Genomic DNA, 25921 nt, shown 5'->3' with positions numbered 1-25921 from the left:
TACGTGGTGGGGGTGCGTAATGGATTTGGCTTGGCGGAGAGCAGAGCCGATCGCTGAGGACCTGGTCGAGTCGTTGGAGGTATGGCGGGAGACCAAGCGCAACAGGAAGGGCGGCATCGACGCGAACGTCTTCTGCGCTGGGCTCTACGTGACCGAACATCTCGGGCGGCACTACCCGCTGAGCCGTTCCGACTATCTTGCGGAATCCCAGGTGAAGGGCGCAGGCGGTCCGCAGGCTCAGCGCATCCTGAGGCAGCACGGGGAGGAGCGGCCCTTTCTGAAGGAGGGAGGCAGGACCTCTCGAATGACCAAGGAAATCGCCGTCGAACTCGTAAACCTGATCGACGGGCATGCTCGTTCAGGCGATCTCCGCATCCTGTCCGCCCTGGAGCTAGGCCAGGTCGCGAGGACCTTGCAGGCATGGTTCGTTGACCAGATCAAGGTCGAGTACTTCGGCAAGCAGCGGCTCAAGGCGGAGTTTGTTCCGGCGAACCCGATCAAGCTCGTCGTCGCCGCTGTCCTGAGAGCAGCCCAAGAGCGAGGGGGCAATACGGCGGGAGCTGTGGCGCAACATCTTGTAGGTGCCAAGCTTGCACTCCGATTCCCCGCCCTCACGATCAGTAACGAAAGCTACACGACTGCCGATATTCAGACCGCTCGGCCGGGCGACTTCCTCGTCGGCGACACGGCGATTCACGTGACCATGAGTCCCGGCCCGTCGCTGTTCGAGAGGCGGTGCAAAGCCAACCGGGCTGCGGGTTACCGGTCCCGCGTGCTGGTTCCAGAGGCAAAGCTCGCCGCCGCCCTGCAGCTGTCAGAGCTCGCGCAGGTAGGGGATTACGTCGCGGTCCAGGCAGTGGAGGACTTCGTGGGCACCAATGTGGAGGAGATGGCGGAGTTCCGCGATCAGAGCATCCGGTCAGGGCTGCGGAAGTTGCTGGAGACATACAACAAGCGCACAGCCGAGGTGGAGACCGACCCGTCGCTCTTGATCGAGCTACCCGAGAATCTGTAGCCCGTCAAGGCGCAACTGGCTGCGTGGCTGTCCGGTCGACCTGCTCGACTGCGAAGGAGCCCTCCTCGAACTGTCACGGCCCCGCTAGCTGGTTGATCACGGTTAGGTCAGTAAGGTTGGGCCGTGACCCAGCTCGCGTTGATCCCCTCCGATGCCGGCATCATCAAGCCCACCGCTGCCGAGTTCTTCGCCGGGATAGGGCTTGTCCGTATCGGCCTGGAAGGAGCTGGCTTCAAAACCATCTGGTCGAACGACATCGAACCGGACAAGCGGGACATGTATGTTCGACACTTTGATGACCTGGAAGACGAGCACACCTTCCAGCTCGGTGACGTGGCGCAGGTGACAGGTGATCAGATTCCCGACGGGCTGAGCCTTGCTTGGGCTTCATTCCCATGCACTGACCTGTCCTTGGCAGGTGCTCGACGAGGCCTGGCGGGCAGCGAATCGGGGACGTTCTGGCACTTCGTGCGAGTGCTGGAAGAGATGGGCGCGCGACGCCCCCCCGTTGTGGTGCTGGAGAACGTGGTGGGGCTGGCCACCAGCCATGGCGGCGAGGACCTGGCTGCCGCCATCCGTGCACTCAATGATCTTGGCTACTCGGTGGATGTCCTCACGCTCGACGCGCGCCGGTTCGTGCCGCAGTCGCGGCCACGGCTGTTCCTCGTCGGTGCCATCGATCCTCCAGCGGATGAGCCCGTGCCCAACAGCGAGCTGCGGCCGGACTGGCTCCAGGCACCTTTCGGTGATTCCAGCCTGAGAACTCACCGGGCGATGTTGCCTGCACCCCCTCCTCCCCTGACCACCGGATTGACTCAGTTGGCTGACAAGTTGCCGCTCAACAGCGATCTCTGGTGGGATGAGCTGCGCAGGGCCGCCTTCATCGACTCCTTGTCGCTCATCCAGGCGGAGCGACTGGAAGCCTTACGAAAGTTGCGCAGGATCTCGCGTCGAACCGCCTACCGGCGGACCCGCGGCGGTAAGCCGACCTGGGAGATCCGTCCCGATGACATCTCGGGATGCCTGCGCACCGCCCGAGGTGGCTCCTCGAAGCAGGCCGTCGTGGAGGCTGGTCACGGCAAGGTGCGGGTGCGGTGGATGACTCCCGGGGAATACGCCCGTCTCATGGGCGCCGGTGACTACCACCTCGAGGGGCTCCGCACGAACCAGGCCCTGTTCGGCTTCGGTGACGCTGTGTGCGTGCCTGTGGTGTCGTGGCTTGCCCGTGAGTACCTGATGCCGCTCGTACACGGGGAGCTGCGCGCTGCGGGGTCGCCGCATCTGGCGGTGGTGGGTGCCTAGCATCCCCGGGCGGCTAGGACCCGCATTCGACCGATGGTGAGGGGAACACCAGATGAATCTTGGGCCTCCAGCCCTGCGATCCGACGTGCCATGCAGGGCAATCGCAGTCGCAACACCACGCCAGAGATGGCGCTGAGACGAGCGCTTCACGCCAAAGGGCTGCGATACCGCGTCTGCGCCTATCCACTACCCGATTTACGTCGGAAGATCGATATCGTCTTCCGGCCGGCTCGCGTCGCCGTTGAGGTCCATGGCTGCTTTTGGCATGGCTGCCCGCAACATCACCGTCGACCGTCGGCAAATAGCCAGTACTGGCGTGAAAAGCTTGCCAGAAACATGAATCGCGACCGGCAGACCCGCCAGCAGCTTGAGCAAGCTGGCTGGCTATTGATCACCGTGTGGGAACACGAGAATGTCGAGCATGCCGTTGACAGGATCGCCGACGCAGTGCAAGCACGTCGAGCCTAGCTGGAAACCGAGAAACGTTGAGAAAGCCAGGCCCGAACAGCGGCGACCGTGGTATATCCGTGGCTTCGAAGAATCTCTACGACATCGCGGCCACAGATCAGCACAATTGGATGGCCATCGATCCGCACCTCTTCGTATGCCTGTCTGTCCACATGCGCGGTTGTGACGAGGACGCCAAACATCCTGTGGCGGATACGCGAGATCAGGCGGGAGACTTCCCGCACGCCAACCGAGTTTCCCGGTGAGTAGCATTTCGCCTCAAGGGCGAAGTCCAGACCAATCGTATCTGCGGCAGGACCAAGCAGGTACTGGCCCACGGCGTCACGGCCACCGTCCCGGCTGCGCGGTGTCACTTCTGTCCGGCCTGTTGCCGGGGCCATCATCCGCCACAATTCGACCGCGCACTGCTCGAAGCCGTGTGGGTCAGGCGCGAACCACGCGTGGATTGCTGCGAGGATTTGGCGGCCCTCGGCATCCCGAGGAGTCTGATCTTCCTTGGTGCGAACGACTGTCGTGCGCTGGGCAAGCAGTGGCCGGTAAGCCCTTCCTTCGATCCAGTCGCGCCATGCTCGTGGGCAACTGGGCCCATCTACCTGTCCTGTTAGGATCTCGTTTATCCAGGCTCGCCGAACAATCGGAACGTCAAGTACAGTGAAGCGGGATCGGTAGTTCTGAAAACGCAGTCCTTGCTTGGTCCGCCAGATTGCCTGAAGGTCGTCGTCCGGGTTGGACGAGGGGCCGCCTGGGGCCAGTAGGCCGCGGAATCGTACATCGCGCCGTGTGCCGGTCCAGACGAACAGAAGGAACGGCGGAATCGCGCGACGATCATCCGCCGACCCGTAGGTGCGGTCGAACACGTCTCGCAGAAGCAGATTCCCACGCCTGGGCGTCCCGTGTAGGTCCGCTCCCGGCGTTTTGTTGTCACCGTAGTAGGTAAAGGAGCCGGTCTGCTCATCGAGCACATCCGGCCAATCCGGGTCTCGTCCAGAGGAATGGAGCGCTACTAATCTAACTGGCCCAGACCCCTTCGTCCTGGCTGGCCGAAATCCGCCTTGGTTTCCGGCGCCTGGAATGAGTCGGGCCAGTGGCTCACCTCGTAAGTTGTTGATGGGTCCGCTGTGATAATAGCCGTCAATGACCAGGTCCGCCTTGGGTAGCTCCTCGAAGGCAACTGCCGATCGTTCGGACGAGATTGCCCGGGTGTAGGCGGTCACTGTTGCCGACCCTGTGGTGGCTCTGCCACGAATACGCCGAGTCCCTGGTGGCCGTAGAGCTCGCCCGTTTCAATCAGGATCGTGATCGCTTGGCGGACCGTGGACTGGCTGCCGACCTCGTACATCTCGGCGAGTGCTTTGGTCGACGGCAGCTTATGGCCGCGAGGCCATTCGCCCGAAGCGATGCGCCCGCGGATGTCGGCGATGATCCGCCGGTAGTGCGGCTCGAACTTCCGTGGTGCGGGCATGCGAAGTACTCCCAGCTAGGCCCACACATCTGATCACGGGAGCCAGGAGAACTTCAAGGGCATCGTTGACTTTACCAGCAACGTCGGTAAAGTGCACAGACGAGGAAACGCCCCAGCTAGGCACTGAGGTGGGTCCTTCGTCGGAGCAGCAACTGCCCTGGCCAGCCGAACCTCGCGATTCGTTTGCGGTGGCCAGCACGCTGCTCCGACGCTCACCAGCTTCCCGTGACGGCCGCTGAAACGACGGAGGCACGAGCGGCGGAGAGAACACCCGGCCGCCAGGCAGTGGCGGGAGTAGCAGGCCCGGGGTGGGTGCTGGGCTCCGGCCGGTACGGACGCGCGGTCGTACCGGCCGCCCCCGCTCGCCTCGGTGCCGCAACCATCCGACCAGGGAGGGTCATGGACTCGATCGACGAGATCCTCGGCGAACTGCCGCTGCCGCCGTACGTCACCACCGAAGACGTCACCTTCGCCGTCAAGGCCATCACCGTGCACGCCCCCGAGCAGTGGCCCGAAGGCCGACGCTGCCGAAACGACCGCGCACCACACCCCTGCCGCCTGCACCGCTGGGGCCGCCGGGTCCTCGACCAGCGAGGCCTGACCGACCGGCAGATCGAAGTGCTCATCGCCGAGCAGGAGGCACCGCACCGATGATCTACGTGACCGGAGACCGCCTGCGCCCGCACAACGTCCGTGCCGCCGCCTTCGACACCCGCTGGCGTGGCCTCGACCCCGAGCAGGTGCACGCCTACCTCAACCGGCTCGCCGACGAGCTCGACCGCCTGCACCGCGAGCTGACCACCGCCAACACCGAGGCCGAGCGCATCCGCCAGGCCCTGCGGCAGTGGCAGTCCCGCCACACCGCCTGCCGCTTCACCGACCCGGACTGGTCACCGAACAGCCGGTGGCAGCGATGACCGCACCCCGCTGGATCATCCACCTGCCCACCACCCTGACCAGCCAGGACGCCGCCGCCGGCCTGGCCGCCGCGCTGCGTGACTCCCTCAGCCATGTCGCCGCGTTCGACTTCGGCGAGACCACGCTCAGCGAGGAGGATAGCCAGCACCTCCGCCACCGCGTCTGGTGCGACGCCCGGCACGACGGCGGTCGGCGCTGCGGCCTGCGCGAGGGGCATCCAGGACCGTGCGGGGCCGCAGCAACCAGGTGACGCCGGTACCGTGCGGAGATGCTCGACGCCGACGACCTCCTGGCCGACTTCACGCCTCCCCTGCCGTACACGATGGAAGCCGCCGCCGACGCTCCCACCGCGCCCGGCGTGCACGTGGTCCTCGATCGCGGCACGGTCATCTACGTCGGCTGGACCGGGAACCTGCGCAACCGCCTCCGGCAGCACCTGACCGGCAACCGGGAGTCATCGGTGCTGCACCAGCAGGTCGGCCAGCTCCTCGACACGCCAACCGAGGCGGCGACGAGGCAGGACATCGCCGGCTGGCTGGGCCGGTGCGAAGTCCGCTGGCAGGAGACCGACCACCCAGAGGGTACGAAGGAAGCCCTCGTCCTGGCCCTCAAGCCCCGCTTCAACCGGCAGGTGCCGAAGCCTCGGTGACGGGCCGGCTCGGCCGCCGTAGCGCTGCCCGGTCAGTTCCTTCGTAGGCAGAACTCGTTGCCGTCCGGATCGGCCAGCACGGCAGTGCCGTCGTCACCGACCTCGAGCCGAGTGGCCCCGAGCGAGAGCAGCCGGTCGACCTCCGCCTGCTGGTCGCCACCGGCCGGGGCGAGGTCGAAGCGCTGCCGGTTCCGCCCCTGCTTCGGGGCCACGGGTGGGCCGCCCCACGCGACCTTCGTGCCGCCGTGCGGTGACTGGATCGCGGTCTCCTCGTGCTGGTCCCACACCAGCGGCCAGTCCAGCGCCTCTTTCCAGAACAGGCCGACGTCCCGGGTGCCGTCGCAGCTGAGTTCCCCGAGGAAGCCGCACCCGGCGAGGTAGTTGTTGCCCGGCTCGATCACGTCGAACTCGTAGCCCTCGGGGTCGGCCAGGACGACGTGCCCCTCCTCGGGGCGCTGCCCGATGTCGAGGTGACCTGCGCCGAGCCGCAGCGCCGTCGCCACCGTCTGCTGCTGGTCGTCGAGGCTGGCGCTGGTCAGGTGCAGGTGCATGCGGTTCGGCCGCACCATCTCCGCGTCGCCGCGGGCGAATCGGAGACTGAGCTGGGTTTCGGGTCCCGGCAGGAGCACGCCGCCGGCGTCCTCGACGATCTCCCGGCCAAGCATGTCGGCCCAGAACCGCGCCACGCGATCCGGGTCGCGCGCGTCGAAGGTCACCGAGAGGAGTCGCGAGGTCATCGCCCCACGCTAGGCGTGGGCCGGTCGGGCGACAAAGCCATTTTGGCCGGCGCCGGATCGCGGCCGGGGGCGACCGGGCCAGGCCCGGACCCTGGACCCCGGCCCGGTGGGACCGGACCGGCCCCGGACCCCGGCCCCGGTGCGACCGGGTCGGCCCCATCGCCGGCTCCCGCACCCAGCCGATGTAAAAGCTTCTAGACATGGTGTCAAAGACGCCTTACTCTGGGCGTGTCAAGAATTCTTTACGTCGGGAGGCGGTATGACGCACGAGGAGAAACGCGCCTGGACCATGCTGGTGGTCAGCGTCGTGGGGTACGCGGTCTACGCGGCGGTCGTCCTGAGCCGGGTCGACGGTGGGCCGCTTCCCGCGACCCCGTACGCCGGCATTCTGCTGTGGACGGTCGGCGGCGCCATCGTCGCGAACATCGTGGCCGAGATCGGGATGGGCGTGGTGAGCCCGCGGGCGTCCCGGGTCAAGGACGTTCGCGACCGGGAGATCGGGCGGCTCGGCGAGCATGTCGGGCAGGCGTTCGTGGTCATCGGCGCGGTGTCGGCGATGCTCATGGCGTTGGCCGAGTGGGACTGGTTCTGGATCGCCAACGTCATCTACCTGTGCTTCGTCCTGTCGGCGGTGGTCGGCTCCCTGACCAAGGTGATCGTCTACCGCACCGGTGTCCCGCAGTGGTGAAGCCGACCCAGGTCACCAACAACATCCGCGCACTGCGCTTCGCGCATGACGAGATGACCCAGGCCGAACTCGCCGAGCGGATCGGCGTGACCCGGCAGACCGTCATCGCCATCGAGCAGGGCCGCTACTCGCCCTCGCTGGAGATGGCGTTCCGGATCGCCCGGGTGTTCGGCGTACGGCTCGACGACGTGTTCCAGTACCCCGAGGAGGCGGCACCATGAAGGCCATCGTCCAGGACACCTACGGCCCGCCGGACGTGCTCCAGCTCCGCGACATCGACCGGCCGGCCGTCGGCGACGAGGACGTCCTCGTCGAGGTCCGCGCGGCCGGGGTCGACCCCGGAGTCTGGATCTTCATGGCCGGCCGCCCCTACCTGGCGCGGCTGGCCAGCGGGTTGCGCCGGCCCCGGGTGCCGGTGCGCGGCCGGGACCTGGCCGGGGTGGTGGCCGCGGTCGGCGTCCGGGTGACCCGGTTCCGGCCGGGCGACGAGGTGTACGGCACCAGCCTGCGCGGCTCGTACGCCGAGTTCGCGAGCGCGCCGCAGCGGCGACTGGCCCGCAAGCCGGCCAACGTGTCGTTCACGCAGGCCGCCGCGCTGCCGGTCTCCGGGATGACGGCGCTACGCGCGGTCCGCGACAGCGGCGAGGTCCGCCCGGGGCACCGGGTGCTGGTGATCGGCGCGTCGGGCGGTGTCGGGTCCCTGGCCGTGCAGATCGCCACGGCGTACGGGGCGACGGTGACCGCGGTCTGTGCCCCGGCCAAGGCCGATTTCGTCCGTTCCCTCGGCGCCGCGGACGTCCTCGACTACACGAGCGAGGAGGTCGACCGCGACGGTCCGGTGTACGACGTGGTCATCGACACCGGCGGTGACCGGCCGTTGTCACTGCTGCGGCGTGCGCTCACCCCGCACGGGACGCTGGCGCTGGTCGGCGGCGCGTACGCCAAGGGCCCGGTGCTCAGCGGCTACGACCGGCAGATGTTCCGGGCGCCGCTGCTGTCCCTGTTCGCCGGCCAGCGGCTCCGCAGCGTGAGCGCCGTGGAGCGGGCCGAGGACCTGGACGAGCTACGGGATCTCGTCGAGTCCGGCGCGCTCACCCCGGCGATCGACCGCAGCTACCCCCTCGCCGAGGCAGCGGACGCGATCCGGCACCTCCGGGTCGGGCACCCGGCAGGAAAGCTGGTCCTCACCATCTGACCTGCGGCTGTCAGTTGTCGGCAGCCCAGAATCGGACCAGGAAGCGTTCGGCGTCCATGATCGGGATGGGGTGGCCCGGCTGTGCCTCGATCCGGCGCAACTCGGCCCGTCCGGTGACACTGACCTGGGCGTGGTAGCGGCCCGGCGGACCGAGCGTCAGGACCGGGCTGGCCCGGAACTCCAGCATGCCGGACACGTGCACGGTGCCGTCGCTCAGCGCCAGGGTCACCTGCTGCTGAGCGTCCGCGTCCCGCCGGTCGTCGGGTGGGGCCGCGGCCCAGGCCTCCAGCACGACCCGGGCGCAGTGGTACGAACCCGAGGCGCTCATGAGGTACAGGATGTCGTCGCCGGCGGTGCAGAGCGGCACCCGGCCGGAGAAGGGGTCAGCCAGGAAATCTGCGGCCGCACCGGCCACGATGATGATGCCGTGGTCGGGCGGTAGCAGCGCCTCGACGCTGTCCAGTGGTCCGGTCATCGCCCCTCACCGTGGTTCGTGGCACCTCACTCCAGTACGGGCCGGAGGGTACAGCGCCGGCACCAGGCCGGTACTAGGGTCTCGGTTGGCCGTCGGTACGGCGGCTGGCCGACACGGGGAGGTGTCATGCGGCGTCGTCAACTGCTGGCGTCCGGGATGTTCACGGCGATCGGGCTCAGCGCCGGAGAGCTGTTGACCGCAACGCCGGCCGCCGCCGAGACGGCGGCCCCGCTCAAGAGCGTCGGCACCCAACTGCCGGTCGACGACCTGCGGGCGATCGAACTCGACGAGGCGCGTGGCCGCCTCTACCTCGCCCAGGGGGTCGGCGGCGCGCTGCCGCTGGTGGTGACCGACCTCGACGGCCGGCTGCTGAACCGGGTCACGGCCGTCGCCGACATCTCCGACCTCGTCCTCAGCTACGACGGGCGGATCCTGTACGCGGCGCAGGACTTCAACCGGATCGTGGCGCTGGACGCCGACACGCTCACCATCGTCGCCAGCTACCCGGCGCCGCCCGGCGCCCACCTGTACACCGTCGAACCGACCGGCGACAAGATCGTCGGTGGGTTCATCGACGCCGGTCTCGGCTCCGGCGGTCTGCTGATCTGGTCCGCGCCCGGCACCCCGCCGGTGGTGTTCACCGAGGGCCCCAACTACCACCCGATCATCGACGCCAGCCCCGGCGCGCCCGGCCTCCTCGTCGCCGGCGACACCGGATATTCGCCGGTCAGCACGTACGTCGTCGACGTCTCCGGGGACAGCCCGAGGATCATTGGCCGGCGGGACAACACCGGCAGCAACCTCATCGACTACGCCGTGAGCCCGGACGGCACCGAGGTGGTGGAGACGGTCGGCTACCCGTACGAGCACCACTCGTACCGGCTGCCGGACCTCGCCGACGCCACCGTCTATCCCAGCGGGGTCTATCCGCAGGACGCCGCCTGGTCCGGGGACGCCTCCACGGTCGCCATCGGCCGCGCCTCGACCGGCACCGGGGACGCCGACGTCTACCTCTACGGCAAGGGCGGCACGGTGCCGACGTACGCCGTGGACTTCCGTAACGGCGACAGCCTCTGGGAGGGGACGCTGCTGGTCAACCGGGACGGCACCCGGGCCTGGGCGGTCAGCTCGACCGACCCGTACCAGGAGACCCAGCTGCTGCACTCCTTCGGGCCGGCGCACCCGCCGCGGCCGCCGATCACCGACCTGGCCGTCACCGCCCATGTCGGGACCGGCAAGGACAAGGGCACCGCGCAGCTCACCGTGACCTGGAGCTCGCCGATCGGGGACGACAACTACTGGTGGATCACCGCGTCGACCAACGGCGGGGCCGAGCGGGAGTTCTGGCGCGGCAAGCTGGACGCCAGCGGCCGGTACAACCTCACCTACTCGCTGCCCCGCGGCACCACCACCTTCACGGTCCGGTACCGCGACTACTGGCAGTTCTACCCCGACGGGTACGCGACCGCGATCATCGACAGGTGACTTGAGCAACTTTCACCACTAGCGTCGGTCGGACCTGGACAGTCACTACTCGGGGAGGACGTCCATGTTCCGTCCGCACCACCACCACCGGAGCGTCCGATGAGGGCGCGCCCACTCGCGGCGGCAGCGGTCGCCGTCGGCCTGGTCGCCGCCGGCCTCACCGTCACCGGCGGCACCGCCGTCGCCCACGGCAACGGCTACTCCGCCCTGATCCAGCGCGCCTCCTACGGCGTACCGCACATCACCGCGCAGAACTTCGCGAGCCTCGGCTACGGCGTCGGCTACGTCCAGGCCGAGGACAACGTCTGCCTGATCGCCGAGCAACTGGTCACCGTCCGCGCCGAGCGGTCCCGCTGGTTCGGCGCGAGCACCGGCAACGTCACCAGCGACCTGTTCCACCAGAAGGCCATCGACGCCCGCGCCGCCGAGCGCTGGCTGACCGGCCCGCGCGACGGCATCCACGCGCCCTCCACCGAGGTACGCGACCAGATGCGCGGCTTCGTCGCCGGCTACAACGCCTACCTCCGCACCGCCAAGAACAAGATCACCGACCCGGCCTGCAAGGGCAGGGACTGGGTACGCCCGATCACCGAGCTGGACGTGTGGCGGGCGAACTGGACGCGGATGATCCGGGCCAGCTCCGGCGCGCTCGCCGACGGCATCGTCGCGGCCGCGCCGCCGGGCGCCGGCGGAACCGCGAGCGCCCCGCAGGCCGAAGCCGTCGTCGCCGCCCGCGACGGCGTGCCGGCCGGGGTGGGCAGCAACGCGTACGGCCTGGGGCGCGACGCCACCGCCAGCGGCGCCGGCATGCTGCTCGCGAACCCGCACTTCCCGTGGGACGGCGGCGAGCGCTTCTACCGGATGCACCTCAAGGTGCCCGGCCGGTACGACGTGGAGGGCGCGGCCCTGGTCGGCGACCCGCTCGTCGAGATCGGCCACAACGGACGGGTCGCCTGGTCGCACACCGTCTCCACCGCGCGCCGCTTCGTCTGGCACCGGCTGGCCCTGGTGCCCGGCGACCCGACCAGCTACCTCTACGACGGCCAGCCCCGGAAGATGACCTCCCGCACGGTCACCGTGCAGACGCCGGGCGGGCCGGTCACCCGGACCTTCTACGACACCCACTTCGGCCCGGTCGTCGTGGTGCCGGGCACCTTCGACTGGACGGCGCAGGCCGCGTACGCGATCACCGACGTCAACGCCGCCAACAACCGCGCCCTCGACGGCTGGCTCGCGATGGGCCGGGCGACGTCGGTGGGTGAGCTGCGGAAGGTGCTGGACCGGCGGCAGTTCCTGCCCTGGGTCAACGTCATCGCCGCCGACCGCGACGGCAACGCCCTCTACGCCGACCACTCCGTGGTGCCCCGGGTCACCGGCTCCCTCGCGGCCGCCTGCATCCCGGCGCCCTTCCAGCCCCTGTACGCCAGCAGCGGCCAGGCCGTCCTCGACGGCTCCCGCTCCGCGTGCGAGCTGGGCCGCGACCCGGACGCCGCGGTGCCCGGCATCCTCGGCCCGGGCAACCTGCCCGCGCTGGTCCGCGGCGACTACGTGACCAACTCCAACGACAGCTACTGGCTGGCCAACCCGGCCCAACCGCTGGAGGGGTATTCGCGCATCATCGGCGACGAGCGCACCCCGCGCAGCCTGCGGACCCGGCTCGGCGTGCACCAGGTGCGGCAGCGGATCGCCGGCACCGACGGGCTGCCCGGCCAGGGCTTCACCACCGGCAAGCTGTGGGACGTGACGTTCGGCAACCGGGCGTACGGGGGTGAGCTGGTCCGCGACGACCTGGTCCGGGTCTGCGAGGCGCAGCCGACGGCCACCGCCTCCGACGGCACGGTCGTGGACCTGACCGACGCCTGCGCCGCCCTGCGCGGCTGGGACCTGAAGGTCAACCTGGACAGCCGGGGCGCGCACCTGTTCACCGAGTTCGCCCTGGCCGGCGGCCTGCGCTTCGCCGACCCGTTCGACCCGGCCGCCCCGCTCAGCACGCCGAGCCGGCTCGCCGTCGACGACCCGCGGGTCCGCACCGCCCTCGCCACCGCCGTCCGCAAGCTGGACGGCATCCCGCTCGACGCCCGCCTCGGCGACGTGCAGACCGAGCCGCGCGGCGCCGAGCGCGTCCCGATCCACGGCGGGCGCGCCGAAGCCGGCGTCTTCAACATGATCATCGGGGTGCTGCAGCCCGGCGTCGGCTACTCGAAGGTGCAACACGGCTCGTCGTTCGTGATGGCCGTCGAGCTGGGCCGCAACGGGCCGTCCGGGCGGCAGATCCTCACCTACTCCCAGTCGGCCAACCCGAACTCACCCTGGTTCGCCGACCAGACCCGGCTCTACTCGGGCAAGGGCTGGGACACCATCAAGTACACCGAGAAGCAGCTCAGGGCCGACCCGAACCTGGTCACCTACCGGGTGGGGGAGCGGCACCGCTGACCGGCGGGCGGCTGCGGGCCGGCGGTGCGCCGCCGGCCCGCACCGCACCCGGCAACGGGGCGGCTCCCGGCGGCCGGGCGGACGCGGTGCGGCGCGCCGCGCGCCGTACCGGCGTAGGGTCGGTGTCGTGGCAGCGGCGGCGCGTCGGTACCGCTACGTCGGCCCGGCGGACGTGCAGGCGTCCGTCGCGGACGCCCCCGAGGGCTGGCCGATCCGGTCCCCGGTCGACCTCGACGCCTACCTGTCGGCCGCGGACTCCCGCGACCGGGACGACCCCTTCACGTACGTCATCGACGCCGCCGGCACGCTGCGGCTCGCGCCCAGGCGCAGCGAGCACGTCGCCTGTGCCGGCGGTGCGGAGGTGCTCGGCGCGGGGGAGATCGCCTTCGCCGACGAGCGGGGCGGCTGGGTGGTGACCGAGGTGAGCAACCAGTCCACCGGCTACTGCCCGGGTCCCGCCTCCTGGCCGGCGGTGGCGGACGCCCTGGACCGGGCCGGCGTCGATCACCCGGAGGGTTTCACCGAGGTGGTCGTGTTCCGGCGCTGTCTCGACTGCGGCGAGCGCAACCTCGTCCGCGACGAGGATTATGTCTGCGCGCTCTGCGGCGCCGAGTTGCCGGAGGACGTGGCGCCCCGGCTGACGGCCCAGCCGCCGACCGACCACCATCCGCACTGACCAGCGAGCGCCCCCGGCGGACCCGCAGCCTCAGCGGGCCGTCCAGGTCTGCACCTCGACCAGGTTGCCCTCGGGATCGCGCAGGTAGGCCGACCGCACCCCCCATCCGGGCCGGTCGGCGGCCTCGGCCACCACCACCCCGGCCGGCAGGGCGGCGACGGTGGCGTCCACATCGGGCACGGGGACCACAATCAGCACCCCGCCGTCGCCCCGGCCCACCGGCAGCACCGCCTCGGCGGCCCGGCGGCCGAGGATCGCGAGGACCGTCTCGCCAGCCTGGTCGAAGCCGGCGTACTCGACGTCCGGGACCACCGTCTCCGGCTTGCCGAGCAGGTCGGTGTAGAAGCGCAGGGTGGCCGGGAAGTCGTCGGCGACAACGCGCGCGTGCACACTCACGCCCCGACCCTAGTCCCCGTCGGCTGGCGGCTGGCTCGCCGCCCACTCGCAGATCGCGGCGAGCGGCTTCTCCAGGGTGTGCCCGAGGTCGGTGAGTTCGTACTCGACGTGCTGTGGGGCGCTGGCCTTGACCACCCGGCGGCGCACCAGGCCGTCGGCCTCCATCCCGCGCAGCGTCTCGGTGAGCACCTTCTGGCTGATGCCGGGCAGGCGGCGGCGCAGTTGGGCGTGCCGCTGCGGCCCGGCCAGCAGCGCGTAGATCAGCAGGACCCGCCACTTCGCCGCGAACCGTTCCAGCGCCTGGCGGGTCGAGCAGCTCTCCTGAAGAACGTCGGGGATGACGAGAACCATCGGACCTCCCGATCGGCGGATCGCCGGCAAGGGCACCGGAAAGTGCCTTCTGGTCGGTGCCGGCCGGCCGCCCTAGCGTCGGCGCCAAGCCTAGTTCCTCGACGCCGATCGGATGGTCGACCGTGACCGAGTTCCGCATCCACACCTACACCGCCGCGGAGAGCGGCATCCTCGCCAACAGCTATCTGTTGGAGACCGCCGACGGGGTGGTGCTCGTCGACGCCAACCTGCTGGTCTCCGACGCGCGGGCCCTCGCCGCCCGGCTGGCCGCGCTGCGCAAGCCGTTGCTGGCCGCGTTCGTCACCCACGCCCACCCGGACCACTTCAACGGCCTGCCTTATGTGGTGCCCGACGACGTACCGGTCTACGCGACCGCGGCGGTGGCCGAGGCGATCGCCGAGGTGGCCGAGCCGAAGCGGGCGCAGTGGCAGCCCGTGTACGGGGACGAGTGGCCGGACCGGTACCGCGTGCCGGACCACGTGGTGCCGGCCGGTGGCACCGTCGAGCTGGGCGGGCTGCGGATCGCGGTGCACGACGTCGGCGCGGCGGAGAGCCACGCCGACTCGTACCTGCTGGTGGCCGGCGGTGAACGGCGGGTGGCCTTCATCGGCGACCTCGCCTTCGACGGCACCCACGCCTACACCGCCGACGGGCACACCGGCCGCTGGCTGGCCGCCCTCGACCGGCTGGACGGTGAACTGGGCGGGCTCCGGCTCTATCCGGGGCACGGCGCGCCGAGCGACGGGAGCCTGCTCGCCGCGCAGCGGCGCTACCTGCTGATGTACCGGGAGGCGGTGCGCCGGATCGCCGACGGCGCACCGGCGCTCAGCGACGCCCAGCGGCAGGAACTGACCGGGCTGATGACCCGGTTCCTGCCGGATGCCCCGCTGGACTGGCTGGTCGGCCTGGGCGCCGACGCGGTCGCGGCCGAGCTGGCCGCCGAAGCGCTGGCCGCCGCATGAGCACCCGGGAACGCGGGAGCGTGACGCCGGAGCGCGTCACCTTCGCCAGCGACGGTATCGACCTGGTCGGCGAGCTGCGGCTGCCGGCCGCGGCCGGGCCGGCGGCGGCGGTCGCCCTCACCGGGCCGTTCACCGGCGTCAAGGACCAGGTCGCCGGGACGTACGCGGACCGGCTCGCCCGCGCCGGCTTCGTCACCCTCGCCTTCGACCATCGCGGCTTCGGGGAGAGCGGCGGCCGCCCCGGTCACGAGGACAGCCAGGGCAAGCTGGCCGACCTGCGGGCGGCCGTCGAGCTGCTGCGGTCCCGCCCGGAGGTGGACCCGGACCGGATCGGCCTGGTCGGGGTCTGCCTCGGCGGTGGCTACGCGGTCCGGGCCGCCGGGGAGAACCCTCGGGTGAAGGCGGTCGTCGGGATCGCCGGCGGCTACAACAGCCCCGCCTGGTTCGTCGAGCGGATGGGGGTGGACACCTACCGGTCGGCGCTCGCCGGCCTCCTCGACGGGTACGACGAGTTCCTGCCCGCCGTGGCGCCCGACGGTGGGGAGGCGGCGATGGGCGGCGACGAGCCGTACGCCTACTACGGCACCGGCCGGTCCGCCGCACCGCACTGGCGCAACCGGGTGACCCGGGGTTCGCTGCACGCGCTGATGACGTTCGACGCGCTCGGCGCGGCCCCGCTGCTCGCCGCGACTCCGCTGCTGGTGGTGCACGGCCGGGTCGACGCCTACTGCGCGCCGGAACTCGCCGTCGAGCTGCACCGGCGCGCGCCCGGCGAGAAAGGAGATCGTGTGGCTGGACGCCGCGCGGCACATCGACCTCTACGACGTGGAGCCGTACGTGACCGAGGCGGCGGATGCGGCGGCCGCCTTCCTGCACCGGCACCTCGGTTGAGGCGGCGGCCGGAGGTCCCGGATCTCCGGTGAAGCGGCGGCCGGAGGCCCCGGACCTCCGGTGACGCGGCCGGCCGGGACGAGCCCGGCCGGAGCCGGTGGGTGCCGCCGGTCAGGCGGCGGTGCAGGCGTTGTCGGCCTTCCGCTTGGCGATCGCCTTGTCCGGGCCGGAGGCGTACTCGGCGAGGGTCTCCCCGCCCGGGTCGTACCGCCAGGTCTTGCCGGCCTGGCGTATCGCGCTGTGTCCGGTGCGGCCGGCGTGGCGCCAGGTCAGCTCGACCAACTCCATGCTCGCCGGCTTGACATCCTGGAGTTCGATCCGGTCGCCCTTGAAGAACGGGCAGGCCTTGTTCACCTTCTCGAAGTCCTTCTTGCTGATCTCCTTCTTCGCGGCGTCGGTCCAGAGCGCGTACGCGCCGGCCCAGTCGCCGTCGGCGAGCAGCGTGAACTGCTTGTTGGCGACCTCCAGCGCCTCGGCGACGTTCGGACCGATCGGCACCGGGGTCTGGGCGCCGGTCGCGCCCGGCTGGGCGGTCCCGGGCGGGGACGTGGCCGGGTCGGCGCCGCATCCGCTGGCGAGGGTCAGGATGGCCACGCCGATCAGCGCGCCGGTGGTCCAGCGCATGGGCAAACCTCCGTGAGTTATCGACTGCTGTCGCTGGGAGCGTTCCCAGACCTGGCAGTCTGGCACCGTCCGACGCCCGCATCAACCCCCTCGTCGGGGCCGGCCGGCGGACGCGCCGTGATCCCCGCGGGTCCGGTGGGCCCGGTGCGGTTCCCAGGTGGAGCCCGCGGTGGTTCCATTGTGGAGTTGCGGACCCGTCCGTTCACCCACCGGGAGGACTCATGTCCCTACGCAGAGTCGTATCATCGCTGGCCGCCGCCGGGTGCCTGCTGGCCGCCGGGCTGTCGATCGGGCCGGGACCGGCGACGGCGGCCCCCACCACCACGGCCGTGTTCAACAATCCGGTCGGCACGACGGCGGAGAAGGCCGCGATCCAGACCCGCCTCGTCGAACTGATCGACGGCGCGCCGGCCGGCTCCCGGATCCGGATGGCGATGTACTACGCCACCGACGCCACCGTGCCGAACGCCCTGATCGCCGCCAAGAACCGGGGGGTGAACGTCCAGGTCGTCTTCAACGACAACGACCGGACCAAGGCACCGTACGCGGCCCTGGTCACCGCCCTCGGCACCAGCCTCAGCGCCTCGTCGTGGATCCTGTTCTGCCCGGCCGGCCGGGGCTGCATCGGCAACCGGGTGCTGGGCAGCGTCGACTCGATCAACCACAACAAGTTCTTCCTCTTCTCCAGCACCCAGGGCACCGCGAACGTGGTGGTCCAGTCGACGGCCAACCTGCACACCGGCCGGGACGGCCTGGGCGGCTGGAACGCGGCGCTCGTCCTGGTCGGCAACACCGGCATCTACAACGCCTACAGCGGCTACTTCGACGACCTCAAGGCGCGGGTGGTCAACAACAACTACTACGACACCGGGCGGCCGGCGGTGACCTCCGGTGCCGCGAAGATCCACTTCTATCCGCGGCAGGAGAGCAACGGGCAGCCGTACAGCGACCCGGGCGAGGACACCATCGCCACCGTGCTGGACAACGTGGCCTGCTTCGGCAACTCGGTGGTGGGCACCCAGGACGGCACCCACCGCACCATCATCCGGGTCAACCAGACCATCTTCAGCCGCACGTACCTCGCCTCGAAGCTGTGGGCGCTGGACAAGGCCGGCTGCTACGTCGAGGTGGTCGAGCGGTACGACCCGGCCAGCAGCTCCGAGGTCACCGCCATGAAGAACCTGCTGGCCGCCACCACCAGCGGGTACGGAGGCCCGGTCGTCAGGTACTACTGCGCCGGCGACAGCGTCTGGACGCACAGCAAGTACCTGCAGGTCGAGGGGAACTACTACGGCGGCGCGGACCGGACGATCACCTGGGTCGGCAGCCACAACCTCAGCTACAACTCGTTGCGGCAGTCCGACGAGACGCTGCTGCAACTGGAGGACACCACCGTGTTCAACGCCTTCCGGACCAACTTCCGGACGGTCCGCGACACCGCAAGCATCCGGTCGGTCGCCAACGGCGGCAGCGCCACCTGCTCCTGAGCCGGGCAGCCGGCCGGCGGGGCGGGTCAGCGGGTCGCCCGGGCGACCAGGGGGATGCCCTCGCGGTAGGTGGGCACGGCCGGCGCCCAGCCCAGCTCGCGCTTGGCCTTGGCGTTGGAGACGCGCATCGAGGTGGTCATCATGGCGTGGAGGTAGGGGATCGGCCGCAGCACCCAGCTCGGCACCCGCCACGGCCGGCGCGCCCCGAACGCGGCGGCCAGGGTATCCAGGTAGTCGCCCCAGCGCACCGGCTCGTCGTCGACGATGTTGTACGCCTGGCCGGCACGCCCCCTCTTCAGGGCGGCCACGGTCGCGGCGGCGGCGTCCTCCAGGTAGATGAAGTTGGTGAAGCCGGCGGACGAGGGCACCGGCAGCCGGCGCCTGCGCACCAGGTTGACGATCATCCGGGTCATGCTGTCCTGGCCGTAGAAGAACCCGTAGCGCAGCGCCACGCCCGCCATCCCGTCGGCGGAGAAGGTCTGCTCCTCGGCGGAGCGCATGGCCGCCACGGCGCTGCCCAGCATGCCGCCCACCGGCTCGCCGAACGGGTCGTCCTCGGTGAGCACGCCGGGGCCGTGGTCGCGGTAGCCGTACCCCAGCATGATCGACTGGGTGACGAAGCGGTGGGCGCCGACCGCCCGGGCCGCCGCGAGCAGGTTGGCGGTTCCGGTGGTACGCAGCTCGTTCGTGCCGCGCATGGCGTCGCGCATCTTCGGGCTGCCCAGCGCGGTCAGCTCGTGCACGACCGCGTCGGCCCGTACGTCCCGGACGGCGGCGAGCAGGTTCTCCCGGTCCAGCACGTCGGCCACCACCGCCTCGGCGCCGGCACGGCGCAGCCGCTCGGCGTTGGTCTGGCTGCGGCTGATCCCGACCACCTCGTGGCCGGCGGCGATGAGCTGGCGGGTGAGCGGCGTACCGACGGCGCCCGAGGCGCCGGCGAGCAGGACTCTCATGGCGGTTCCCTTCTGCAGGTCTCACCCCCGTAGACGAACCACCGGTCGGGGATGTGATGACCGGTCGGTGTGTGGTCCCGCACGGCCGGCGGCATCGGTAGCCGGGCCGACCAGATCGCCGGACCGGTGTGTCGGCTCGCGGATCGGGTTCGTGCCGCCCGGCGGCGGTGCATAGGATCGGCACATGCACCGGACCTTCGGCATCATCTCCCCGCCGCGCTCCTGAGCGGGGCGCTTCCGCTCATCGTGTCCAGCCGCTGTGCGCTGGACGCGCGGTCCACGCGGCGCTGAGTCCGGTACGTACGCCCCGCTTCCGCGACCCCATTCCTTCGTCGCAGGAGCGATTCCTTCATGCTTGTCTCCGAACAACCGGTGGCTGCCGTCCGACGCCCCGCCACCGGCCTCTGGTCGCTTGTCCTCGCCGGGGTGCTGTGGGGCACCGGTGGCCCCACCGGCAGCCTCCTCGCCCACGAAACGGAGCTCTCGCCGCTGGCGGTGGCGGCCTACCGGCTCGCCGTCGGCGGCACGCTCGCCACCGGCTGGCTCTTTGTCGCCCGCAGACCGCTGCCCCGCGGCCGGGCAGCCTGGACCCGAATGGCTGTCACCGGGCTACTCGCCGCGCTCTTCCAGGCCTGCTTCTTCGGCGCGGTGTCACTGACCAACGTCAGCCTCGCCACCCTGCTCACCATCGGCGCGGCGCCGGCGCTGGTGCTGGCCGCCGAACGGGTCACCGGACGGCGGCGGGCCAGCGCGTCGATGCTCACCGCGGTGGCCCTCGCCGTCAGCGGTCTGGTCCTGCTCGTCGGCACGCCGGCCGGCGGCATCAGCACCACGGCGGCGCTCACCGGAGGCGGACTCGCGTTGCTGTCGGCGGCCGGCTTCGCCGCGATGACCCTGATCGGCACCCGGCCCGTCGCCGGGCTCGACGATTTCACCGCCACCGGCGTGAGTTTCGCGCTCGGCGGTGCCGTGCTCGCCGCCGCGTCCACGGTGACCTCGGGCCTGGGGTTCGGCCCCACCGCGAGGTCCGTGGGGTTGCTGCTCCTGCTGGGCGCCGTGCCCACCGCGATCGCGTACGCCCTGTACTTCCGCGGGCTGCGCACCAACCCGGCGGGGACGGCCGCGCTGATCGCGTTGCTGGAGCCGCTCGTCGCCACCCTCCTGGCCACCGTGTTCCTCGGCGATCGGCTGAGCCCGACCGGGCTCGTGGGCGCCGGACTGATCACTGTCGCCATCGTGCTGAACGCCCGCGGCGCGCGCCGCTGACCACCAGGGGCCCGGACCGGACTGGTCCGGGCCCCTGGTGTGCTGGGCCAGCGGCTTCGGCCCGGACCGTGCCGTTCCACCTGCGAGCCCGAGCAGGGCCCCTTACGACTCCGGTTCGGCGGGCAGGCTGTCCATGAACGAGCTGACCGAGAAGACCGCCCGGCCGGCGCCGGCCGGGCCGTACCCGGGCGGGCTGGACAGGCCGTTGGCCTTCATCGTGGCGGCGTACGCCTCCAGCAGCCGGATGTGGTATTCCAGCGGCGCGCCCTGCGGGTTGGTCCTGCCGAGCGGGGTGGTCGGCTCCGGGCACCAGGTGGTGAACCGGGGGGTGATGCCCCGGGACATGAAGTACTGCAGGCCCTCGGTGGTGGAGTCGATCGCCTCGTCCACGCTGGTGAAGCCGTACGGGGCGGCCATCTCGACGCCCGCCACGAAGTTCGGGATGACGTTGCGCGGCCCGAAGATCTCGGCGGAGTCGAGGATCCGCCGGTGCCACTCCTCCCGGCCCACGTACCGCTCCTTGCCGGGGCAGTAGAGCTCGAACAGCCGCTTGTCCCACACCTCGTAGTTGGGGTGGTAGATCCGGATGCCGTAGTCGTGGAACCGCTGCACGTCGGGCCGGGGCAGCGCCTGCGCGACCACCTTGCCGATCCACCGGCCCGGGAACCGCTCCTCGATCGCCTGGGCGTACCGGCCGTAGAAGTCGGCCTCGGCCAGCCCGTCGACCTTGGACGTGATGCTGCCGCCGGTGAGGGTGTACGCCCGCGACGCGCCGGTGGTGTCGTGCCGGTCGATGATCTCCAGCGCCTCCAGCACCTCCTCGACGGGCTTGACCCCGGTGTACGGGCGGCCGGCCTGCTTGTGCTGACGCCAGTTGTGGTTGATGTCGCAGTACTGGCACTCCTCCTTGGCGCCGAAGTACTGGCAGACCCGGAACACGGTCAGGTAGATGAGGTAGCCCCACTGGATCGTCGGCGCCACCTCCATCACCGACTTCCCGTTGGCCAGCGTGTGCCGGTAGTAGTCCGGCATCGGGGGCAGCCCGACGTCGGCGATCGGCCGGCCGTCCAGGAACAGCCGCAGGCGGCCGTCGCCGTCGTCCTTGACCCGGTACGGCGAGTCGGGGTTGGTGCGGACCGAGACGACCGTGCGGCGCAGCCCGTACGGGCCGCCGGTGAGCACGATCTCCTCCGGCGGCCGGCGCAGCGCGGCGGTGCCCAGGTCCGGCAACGTCCGGTGGTCGAAGGAGAAGATGAAGTAGGACTTGGGCTTGACGGTCCCGCTCTCGTTGTCGGTCAACGCCGAGTCGTCGAAGGCCAGGCCGCCACGCAGCAGGTCCTCCTTGATGACCGCCTCTTTCGGCACCTGGGGAAAGCGCCCCATCAGGTCCTCGATGAGATCGGTACGCGCCTGCATGCGCCCTCCCTGGCGGTTGTGCGCGAAGGCCCCGAGGTGGTGCCCGAGGCCTGAGGTGGGTCGGGGGAGACTCCCTGCAGCCTCCAAGCTAGTCGGCCAGCGTGGGCCGGACGGATCGGTCAGCCCGTGGTTGTTCCCTACGTCACGTCCCCCGATGCCGCCCACGCCGGTCGGACCGGCGGCGGGCGGGGGCGTCGGGGCCGGGGCTGGGGCTGACCGGTCGTCTCCCCACGTGATGGATACCCGCTACTTGCCGTGCGGGTCGGCCGCGTTGAGCGTCGCGACGACCTGGTCGTAGTCGCCGCGCGCCTCCCCGTACCGGAGGAACTTGACCCGCTCGACCTGGATCTCCCTGGCGTCGGGCTGCGACTCGAGCAGCGCCATGACCTCCGCCACGAACTCGTCCAGCGGCATGGCGAACTCGCTGGTCTCCTGTCCGGGCAGCAGCCCGGTGCGGACGGCCGGCGGCTCCAGCTCGACGACCTTGACCGTGGTGTCGGCGAGTTGCAGCCGGAGCGACTCGCTGAGCATGTGGATCGCGGCCTTCGAGGCGTTGTAGCTCGGCGTGGCCTTCAGCGGCGTGAACGCCAGGCCCGAGGAGACCGTGACGATGGTGGCGTCCGGCCGGGTCCGCAGGTGCTCGATGAAGGCGGCGATCAGGCGGATCGGGCCGAGCACGTTGGTCGTGACGGTCGCCTCGGCCGAGGCGAGGAACGACTCGGGCCGGTGCCAGTCCTCGACCCGCATGATGCCGGCCATGGTGATCAGCACGTTGAGGTCCGGGTGCCGGGCCAGCACCTGCTTCGCGGCGGCGTCGATGCTGGCGGGATCCGCCGTGTCGATCTCCACGGTGTCGATGCCCGGGTGCTCCGCCGCGATCCGCGCGAGCAGGTCGGCCCGGCGGCCGCCGACGATGACCGTGTTGCCCTTGGCGCGCAGTTCGAGGGCGAGGGCGAGGCCGATCCCGCTCGTCGAGCCGGGGATGAAGACGGTGTTTCCGGAGATGTTCATGGTCCGAGGATCGCCGTTCGTGCCCGGCTGGGGGCAGAGAGCGGTTATCGGGGGATCGGCGATCCCTGGCTGGCCGGGCCGCCGGGCGGATACTCGGCTCATGGACCGTGCAGCCCTGGCCGACTTCCTGCGCCGCCGCCGCGAGGCGTTGCGGCCCGCGGACGTCGGGTTACCGGCCGGCGCCCGCCGCCGCGCGCCCGGCCTGCGGCGGGAGGAGGTCGCCGCCCTGGCCGCCATGTCGACCGACTACTACACCCGGCTGGAGCAGCAGCGCGGCCCGCAGCCGAGCGCCCAGATGCTCGCCTCCCTGGCCCGGGCGCTGCGGCTGACCGGCCAGGAGCGCGACTACCTGTTCCGGGTGGCCGGGCAGAACGCCCCGACATCGGTGGCGACGGCGACGCACGTCGCCCCGGCGCTGCTGCGGGTGCTGGACCGACTCGATGACACCCCGGCGCTGATCCTCTCCAGTCTGGGGGAGACGCTCGTGCAGAACCGGATGGCGGCCGCCCTGCTAGGGGACAAATCAGGCTATACGGGCCTGGCTCGCAGCGAGATCTACCGGTGGTTCACCGAGCCCGCCGAGCGGCTGCGCTACCCGGAGGACGACCGCGGCCGGCAGAGCCGCGCCCAGGTCGCCAACCTGCGCGCCGCGTACGGGTCGATGGGTCCCCGATCGCGGGCCGGTGAGCTGGTGCGGGCGCTGCAACAGGCGAGCCCGGAGTTCGCCGAGCTGTGGGACCGGCACGAGGTGGCCACCCGGTTCGCCGACCACAAGACGCTCATCCACCCCGAGCTGGGCCCGATCGAGCTGGACTGCCAGGTGCTCTTCACCGAGGACCAGTCCCAGGCGCTGCTCGTGCTCACCGCCCCGCCGCGCAGCGAGGGCGACGAGAAGCTCCGGCTGCTCGCCGTGCTGGGCCACGAGCGGTTCCCCGCCGACCCGGCACTGGGGTAGCACGGGCCGGCCTACCGTTGCCATCCACTGCCATCATTGGGCGGTGGTGTGGAACGACGTGATCGATCACGGCAGCGGAACCCCTCATCCGGACCACGCCGCCCGAGGCGGCCGGCTGGACACCCGCGCCAACCTGCTCATCGCCGAGTACAACGCGATCCGGTCCGTGGTGGCGCAGAAGTCGTCGGCGTCGCACGCGCTCGTCGGCGCGTACCTGACCGTGGTGGCGGTGATCCTGGGCTTCGTGGTGGCGAACCGCGCCGACCCGCGCCTGCTGGTCACCGTGCCCATCCTGGCCGCCGGCTCCGGGATCACCATCCTGCGCCGCCGCCGCGACCGGGAGGCGGCCAACCGCTACATCCTCGACGTGCTGCGGCCGATCGCCGTCGAGTGCTCCGGCGACGAACGCATCCTCACCTGGGAGGACTTCTACGCCCGGCACCGGGACGAGCGGTCCCTGCGGTACGAGTTCGGGCTGCAGCTGGTCTTCCCGCTCTCCGCGGCCGCCGCCCTGATCGCCACCCTGCCGCTGCTGGACTGGTTCGGCGACTGGCTGGCCTGGCTGGCCGGACTGTTCTTCCTCGGCGCGCTGCTCTTCACCTACGTCGAGCAGAACCGGACCCAGCTCGGCCGGGCGGCCCGCGGTGCCGGCACCGCGGTCCGGACGCTCCTGCGCCGGCTGCCCCGGCGGTGACGCGCCGACCGAGGTGACCGCCGGCCGGTGCGGGCCTCGTAGGGTGGCGGGGCAGCAGCCGGGTCCGGGGAGGGAACAGATGCGCGCCGAGGTGACGGTCCCGCCCGCCGTCGAGGCGGAACGCGTGATCACCGCCGTCCTGGCCGACCTGCGCTCCGGCGGCCACCGGGGCGTGGTGGTCGACTCCCCGCCGGGCGCCGGCAAGTCCACCCTGGTGGTCCGCGCCGCCGCCGAACTCGCCGCCACCGGCGACCCGCTGATCATCGTGGCGCAGACCAACGAGCAGGTCGACGACCTCGTCGACCGCCTGGCCGGCAAGGCACCCGAGCTGCGGATCGGCCGGCTCTCCGCCGCCGACTACCGGCCGTCGGCGCGGGTCCGGGAACACGCCGGGGTCCGGGTCGCCGCGAAGGTCGCCGACCTCGGCGGTCCGGCCGTGACCATCGGTACGGCCGCCAAGTGGGCCACCGTCACCGAGGGCCGCTGGCCGTGGGCGATCGTCGACGAGGCGTACCAGATGCGCTCCGACGCCCTGCTGCGGGTGGCCGGACGCTTCGAGCGGGCGCTGTTCGTCGGTGACCCGGGCCAGCTCGACCCGTTCTCCACGGTCGAGACGGCCCGCTGGACCGGCCTCACCTGGGACCCGATGCAGTCGGCGGTGGCCACCCTGCTGCGGCACAACCCGGACCTGCCGGTGCACCGGCTGCCGATCTCCTGGCGGCTGCCCGCCACGGCCGCGCCGCTGGTGGCCGCCGCCTTCTACCCGTTCACCGGGTTCCGCGCCGGCACCGGCCCGACCGAGCGGGCGCTGACCCTCACCGAGCCGGGCCCGGGCGACCCGCCGGACGCCGCCCTGGAGCTGGCCGCCGCGTCGGGCTGGGCGCTCTACGAACTGCCCGAGCGGCACACCCCGCGTACCGATGCGGAGGCCGTCGCGGCCTGCGCGGACCTCGCGCTGCGGGCGCTGCGCCGGGGCGCGGTCGCGGTCTCCGAGCAGGCTCCCGGCGGCGCGCCGGTGACGGCCGGCCGGATCGCCGTCGGCACCGCGCACCGCGACCAGGCGGCGGCCATCCGCGCCCGGCTCGGCGCGGCGGGCGCGGGCGTCACCGTGGACACCGCCAACCGCCTCCAGGGTCGGGAGTACGACCTGACGATCGTGCTGCACCCGCTGTCGGGGCGGCGGGACGCGACCGCGTTCCACCTGGAGACCGGGCGGCTGTGCGTGCTGGCGTCCCGGCACCGGCACGCGTGCGTGGTGGTGGCGCGGGCGGGGATCCCGGAACTGCTGGACGCGCACCCGTCGACCGAGCGGGTGCACCTGGACGTGCCGGTGAAGTTCCCGGACGGCTGGGAGGCGCACCAACGGGTGCTCGCCCACCTCGCCGCGCACCGGCTGGCGGCGGTGCGTTAGA

General features: G+C 71.2%; 30 protein-coding genes. 20 read left to right on the top strand and 10 right to left on the bottom strand.

Features of this window, described 5'->3' with window-relative positions; all coding sequences use genetic code 11:
- The first annotated feature begins 19 nt into the window (after positions 1 to 19).
- The 3 genes from ACIBPB_RS00405 to ACIBPB_RS00395 all read left to right on the top strand — a co-directional run bounded on the left by ACIBPB_RS00405 (position 20) and on the right by ACIBPB_RS00395 (position 2785).
- On the top strand, positions 20 to 1015 hold the full coding sequence (locus tag ACIBPB_RS00405) for a DUF4928 family protein (protein WP_396837503.1): 996 nt from the start codon (positions 20 to 22) through the stop codon (positions 1013 to 1015).
- A gap of 123 nt (positions 1016 to 1138) precedes the next feature.
- Positions 1139 to 2317, top strand: a complete 1179-nt coding sequence (locus ACIBPB_RS00400; protein WP_396837502.1) for a DNA cytosine methyltransferase — start codon at positions 1139 to 1141, stop codon at positions 2315 to 2317.
- 33 nt (positions 2318 to 2350) lie between these two features.
- Entirely contained in the window at positions 2351 to 2785 is a 435-nt protein-coding gene (locus tag ACIBPB_RS00395) for a very short patch repair endonuclease (RefSeq protein ID WP_396837501.1), read from the top strand.
- Here the strand turns inward: ACIBPB_RS00395 and ACIBPB_RS00390 are convergent.
- A complete protein-coding gene (locus tag ACIBPB_RS00390; protein WP_396837500.1) occupies positions 2782 to 3999 on the bottom strand; it encodes a restriction endonuclease in 1218 nt (405 codons plus the stop codon). The two genes, ACIBPB_RS00395 and ACIBPB_RS00390, sit on opposite strands and share 4 nt — an antisense overlap.
- Positions 3996 to 4247, bottom strand: a complete 252-nt coding sequence (locus ACIBPB_RS00385) for a GntR family transcriptional regulator (protein WP_396837499.1) — start codon at positions 4245 to 4247, stop codon at positions 3996 to 3998. The genes ACIBPB_RS00390 and ACIBPB_RS00385 overlap by 4 nt, the downstream gene beginning before the upstream one ends.
- Before the next feature lie 399 nt (positions 4248 to 4646).
- Here ACIBPB_RS00385 and ACIBPB_RS00380 point away from each other — a divergent pair, with 399 nt between their 5' ends.
- Genes ACIBPB_RS00380 through ACIBPB_RS00365 form a run of 4 tightly spaced genes read left to right on the top strand, consistent with a single transcriptional unit; the run spans position 4647 to position 5814 of the window.
- A complete protein-coding gene (locus tag ACIBPB_RS00380; protein WP_396837498.1) occupies positions 4647 to 4901 on the top strand; it encodes a hypothetical protein in 255 nt (84 codons plus the stop codon).
- The gene (locus ACIBPB_RS00375; RefSeq protein WP_396837497.1) at positions 4898 to 5164 is read left to right on the top strand and encodes a DivIVA domain-containing protein; all 267 of its coding nucleotides are present in this window, start codon (positions 4898 to 4900) and stop codon (positions 5162 to 5164) included. Before ACIBPB_RS00380 ends, ACIBPB_RS00375 begins: the two co-directional genes overlap by 4 nt.
- Complete coding sequence (locus ACIBPB_RS00370) at positions 5161 to 5415, top strand: hypothetical protein (protein ID WP_396837496.1); 255 nt, start codon at positions 5161 to 5163, stop codon at positions 5413 to 5415. Before ACIBPB_RS00375 ends, ACIBPB_RS00370 begins: the two co-directional genes overlap by 4 nt.
- A gap of 18 nt (positions 5416 to 5433) precedes the next feature.
- Positions 5434 to 5814: a GIY-YIG nuclease family protein gene (locus ACIBPB_RS00365; RefSeq protein ID WP_396837495.1), complete on the top strand. Its 381-nt coding sequence runs from the start codon at positions 5434 to 5436 to the stop codon at positions 5812 to 5814.
- A gap of 32 nt (positions 5815 to 5846) precedes the next feature.
- On the opposite strand, the gene ACIBPB_RS00360 is transcribed toward ACIBPB_RS00365, so the two are convergent.
- Positions 5847 to 6551 carry a VOC family protein gene (locus tag ACIBPB_RS00360; protein WP_396837494.1) on the bottom strand — a complete coding sequence of 235 codons (705 nt, stop codon included), beginning with the start codon at positions 6549 to 6551 and terminating at the stop codon, positions 5847 to 5849.
- Between the two features lie 259 nt (positions 6552 to 6810).
- Between ACIBPB_RS00360 and ACIBPB_RS00355 the strand changes: the two genes are divergently transcribed.
- From ACIBPB_RS00355 to ACIBPB_RS00345, 3 genes are read left to right on the top strand one after another with little or no spacing between them, the layout of a single operon-like run.
- Positions 6811 to 7239 carry a hypothetical protein gene (locus ACIBPB_RS00355; RefSeq protein ID WP_396837493.1) on the top strand — a complete coding sequence of 143 codons (429 nt, stop codon included), beginning with the start codon at positions 6811 to 6813 and terminating at the stop codon, positions 7237 to 7239.
- Positions 7240 to 7262: 23 nt separating this feature from the next.
- Positions 7263 to 7460, top strand: coding sequence for a helix-turn-helix transcriptional regulator (locus ACIBPB_RS00350; protein WP_255352245.1), 198 nt, complete (start codon positions 7263 to 7265; stop codon positions 7458 to 7460).
- Positions 7457 to 8434 (top strand): NAD(P)-dependent alcohol dehydrogenase, encoded by a 978-nt coding sequence (locus tag ACIBPB_RS00345; RefSeq protein ID WP_396837492.1) that lies wholly within the window; start codon positions 7457 to 7459, stop codon positions 8432 to 8434. The genes ACIBPB_RS00350 and ACIBPB_RS00345 overlap by 4 nt, the downstream gene beginning before the upstream one ends.
- Before the next feature lie 10 nt (positions 8435 to 8444).
- On the opposite strand, the gene ACIBPB_RS00340 is transcribed toward ACIBPB_RS00345, so the two are convergent.
- Positions 8445 to 8909, bottom strand: a complete 465-nt coding sequence (locus ACIBPB_RS00340) for a hypothetical protein (protein WP_396837491.1) — start codon at positions 8907 to 8909, stop codon at positions 8445 to 8447.
- Positions 8910 to 9035: 126 nt separating this feature from the next.
- Here ACIBPB_RS00340 and ACIBPB_RS00335 point away from each other — a divergent pair, with 126 nt between their 5' ends.
- The 3 genes from ACIBPB_RS00335 (at position 9036) to ACIBPB_RS00325 (ending at position 13503) form a co-directional block, all read left to right on the top strand.
- Complete coding sequence (locus tag ACIBPB_RS00335; protein ID WP_396837490.1) at positions 9036 to 10394, top strand: hypothetical protein; 1359 nt, start codon at positions 9036 to 9038, stop codon at positions 10392 to 10394.
- Positions 10395 to 10493: 99 nt separating this feature from the next.
- Complete coding sequence (locus ACIBPB_RS00330) at positions 10494 to 12827, top strand: acylase (RefSeq protein ID WP_396837489.1); 2334 nt, start codon at positions 10494 to 10496, stop codon at positions 12825 to 12827.
- A gap of 127 nt (positions 12828 to 12954) precedes the next feature.
- A complete protein-coding gene (locus tag ACIBPB_RS00325; RefSeq protein ID WP_396837488.1) occupies positions 12955 to 13503 on the top strand; it encodes a TFIIB-type zinc ribbon-containing protein in 549 nt (182 codons plus the stop codon).
- Between the two features lie 30 nt (positions 13504 to 13533).
- On the opposite strand, the gene ACIBPB_RS00320 is transcribed toward ACIBPB_RS00325, so the two are convergent.
- Both ACIBPB_RS00320 and ACIBPB_RS00315 read right to left on the bottom strand, forming a co-directional pair.
- Positions 13534 to 13899 carry a VOC family protein gene (locus ACIBPB_RS00320; protein WP_396837487.1) on the bottom strand — a complete coding sequence of 122 codons (366 nt, stop codon included), beginning with the start codon at positions 13897 to 13899 and terminating at the stop codon, positions 13534 to 13536.
- 9 nt (positions 13900 to 13908) lie between these two features.
- Complete coding sequence (locus tag ACIBPB_RS00315) at positions 13909 to 14250, bottom strand: helix-turn-helix domain-containing protein (RefSeq protein ID WP_357315229.1); 342 nt, start codon at positions 14248 to 14250, stop codon at positions 13909 to 13911.
- Between the two features lie 122 nt (positions 14251 to 14372).
- On the opposite strand from ACIBPB_RS00315, the gene ACIBPB_RS00310 reads away from it, so the two are divergent.
- Positions 14373 to 15212 carry an MBL fold metallo-hydrolase gene (locus ACIBPB_RS00310; RefSeq protein WP_396837486.1) on the top strand — a complete coding sequence of 280 codons (840 nt, stop codon included), beginning with the start codon at positions 14373 to 14375 and terminating at the stop codon, positions 15210 to 15212.
- Between the two features lie 20 nt (positions 15213 to 15232).
- Complete coding sequence (locus tag ACIBPB_RS00305) at positions 15233 to 16135, top strand: alpha/beta hydrolase (RefSeq protein ID WP_396837485.1); 903 nt, start codon at positions 15233 to 15235, stop codon at positions 16133 to 16135.
- Between the two features lie 79 nt (positions 16136 to 16214).
- Here the strand turns inward: ACIBPB_RS00305 and ACIBPB_RS00300 are convergent, their stop codons facing one another.
- Positions 16215 to 16727 carry a hypothetical protein gene (locus ACIBPB_RS00300; protein ID WP_396837484.1) on the bottom strand — a complete coding sequence of 171 codons (513 nt, stop codon included), beginning with the start codon at positions 16725 to 16727 and terminating at the stop codon, positions 16215 to 16217.
- A 221-nt stretch (positions 16728 to 16948) separates the two neighbouring features.
- Here ACIBPB_RS00300 and ACIBPB_RS00295 point away from each other — a divergent pair, with 221 nt between their 5' ends.
- Complete coding sequence (locus ACIBPB_RS00295) at positions 16949 to 18214, top strand: phospholipase D-like domain-containing protein (protein WP_396837483.1); 1266 nt, start codon at positions 16949 to 16951, stop codon at positions 18212 to 18214.
- 26 nt (positions 18215 to 18240) lie between these two features.
- Here ACIBPB_RS00295 and ACIBPB_RS00290 read toward each other — a convergent pair whose 3' ends face one another.
- Positions 18241 to 19167 (bottom strand): NAD-dependent epimerase/dehydratase family protein, encoded by a 927-nt coding sequence (locus ACIBPB_RS00290; RefSeq protein ID WP_396837482.1) that lies wholly within the window; start codon positions 19165 to 19167, stop codon positions 18241 to 18243.
- Positions 19168 to 19518: 351 nt separating this feature from the next.
- On the opposite strand from ACIBPB_RS00290, the gene ACIBPB_RS00285 reads away from it, so the two are divergent.
- The gene (locus tag ACIBPB_RS00285; RefSeq protein WP_396837481.1) at positions 19519 to 20433 is read left to right on the top strand and encodes a DMT family transporter; all 915 of its coding nucleotides are present in this window, start codon (positions 19519 to 19521) and stop codon (positions 20431 to 20433) included.
- Positions 20434 to 20535: 102 nt separating this feature from the next.
- Here ACIBPB_RS00285 and ACIBPB_RS00280 read toward each other — a convergent pair whose 3' ends face one another.
- A complete protein-coding gene (locus ACIBPB_RS00280) occupies positions 20536 to 21849 on the bottom strand; it encodes a radical SAM protein (RefSeq protein ID WP_396837480.1) in 1314 nt (437 codons plus the stop codon).
- A 246-nt stretch (positions 21850 to 22095) separates the two neighbouring features.
- Positions 22096 to 22860 carry an SDR family oxidoreductase gene (locus ACIBPB_RS00275; protein ID WP_396837479.1) on the bottom strand — a complete coding sequence of 255 codons (765 nt, stop codon included), beginning with the start codon at positions 22858 to 22860 and terminating at the stop codon, positions 22096 to 22098.
- 100 nt (positions 22861 to 22960) lie between these two features.
- Here ACIBPB_RS00275 and ACIBPB_RS00270 point away from each other — a divergent pair, with 100 nt between their 5' ends.
- The 3 genes from ACIBPB_RS00270 to ACIBPB_RS00260 all read left to right on the top strand — a co-directional run bounded on the left by ACIBPB_RS00270 (position 22961) and on the right by ACIBPB_RS00260 (position 25920).
- Positions 22961 to 23815: a helix-turn-helix transcriptional regulator gene (locus tag ACIBPB_RS00270; RefSeq protein ID WP_396837478.1), complete on the top strand. Its 855-nt coding sequence runs from the start codon at positions 22961 to 22963 to the stop codon at positions 23813 to 23815.
- Positions 23816 to 23858: 43 nt separating this feature from the next.
- A complete protein-coding gene (locus tag ACIBPB_RS00265; protein ID WP_396837477.1) occupies positions 23859 to 24509 on the top strand; it encodes a hypothetical protein in 651 nt (216 codons plus the stop codon).
- 79 nt (positions 24510 to 24588) lie between these two features.
- A complete protein-coding gene (locus ACIBPB_RS00260) occupies positions 24589 to 25920 on the top strand; it encodes an AAA family ATPase (protein WP_396837476.1) in 1332 nt (443 codons plus the stop codon).
- Position 25921 lies beyond the last annotated feature (1 nt).

This window comes from Micromonospora sp. NPDC049836 (genome assembly GCF_044465125.1).
Classification (GTDB): Bacteria; Actinomycetota; Actinomycetes; order Mycobacteriales; family Micromonosporaceae; genus Micromonospora.
The sequence above is the reverse complement of the archived record's forward strand: the minus strand, read 5'-3'. Positions and strand labels throughout refer to the sequence as shown.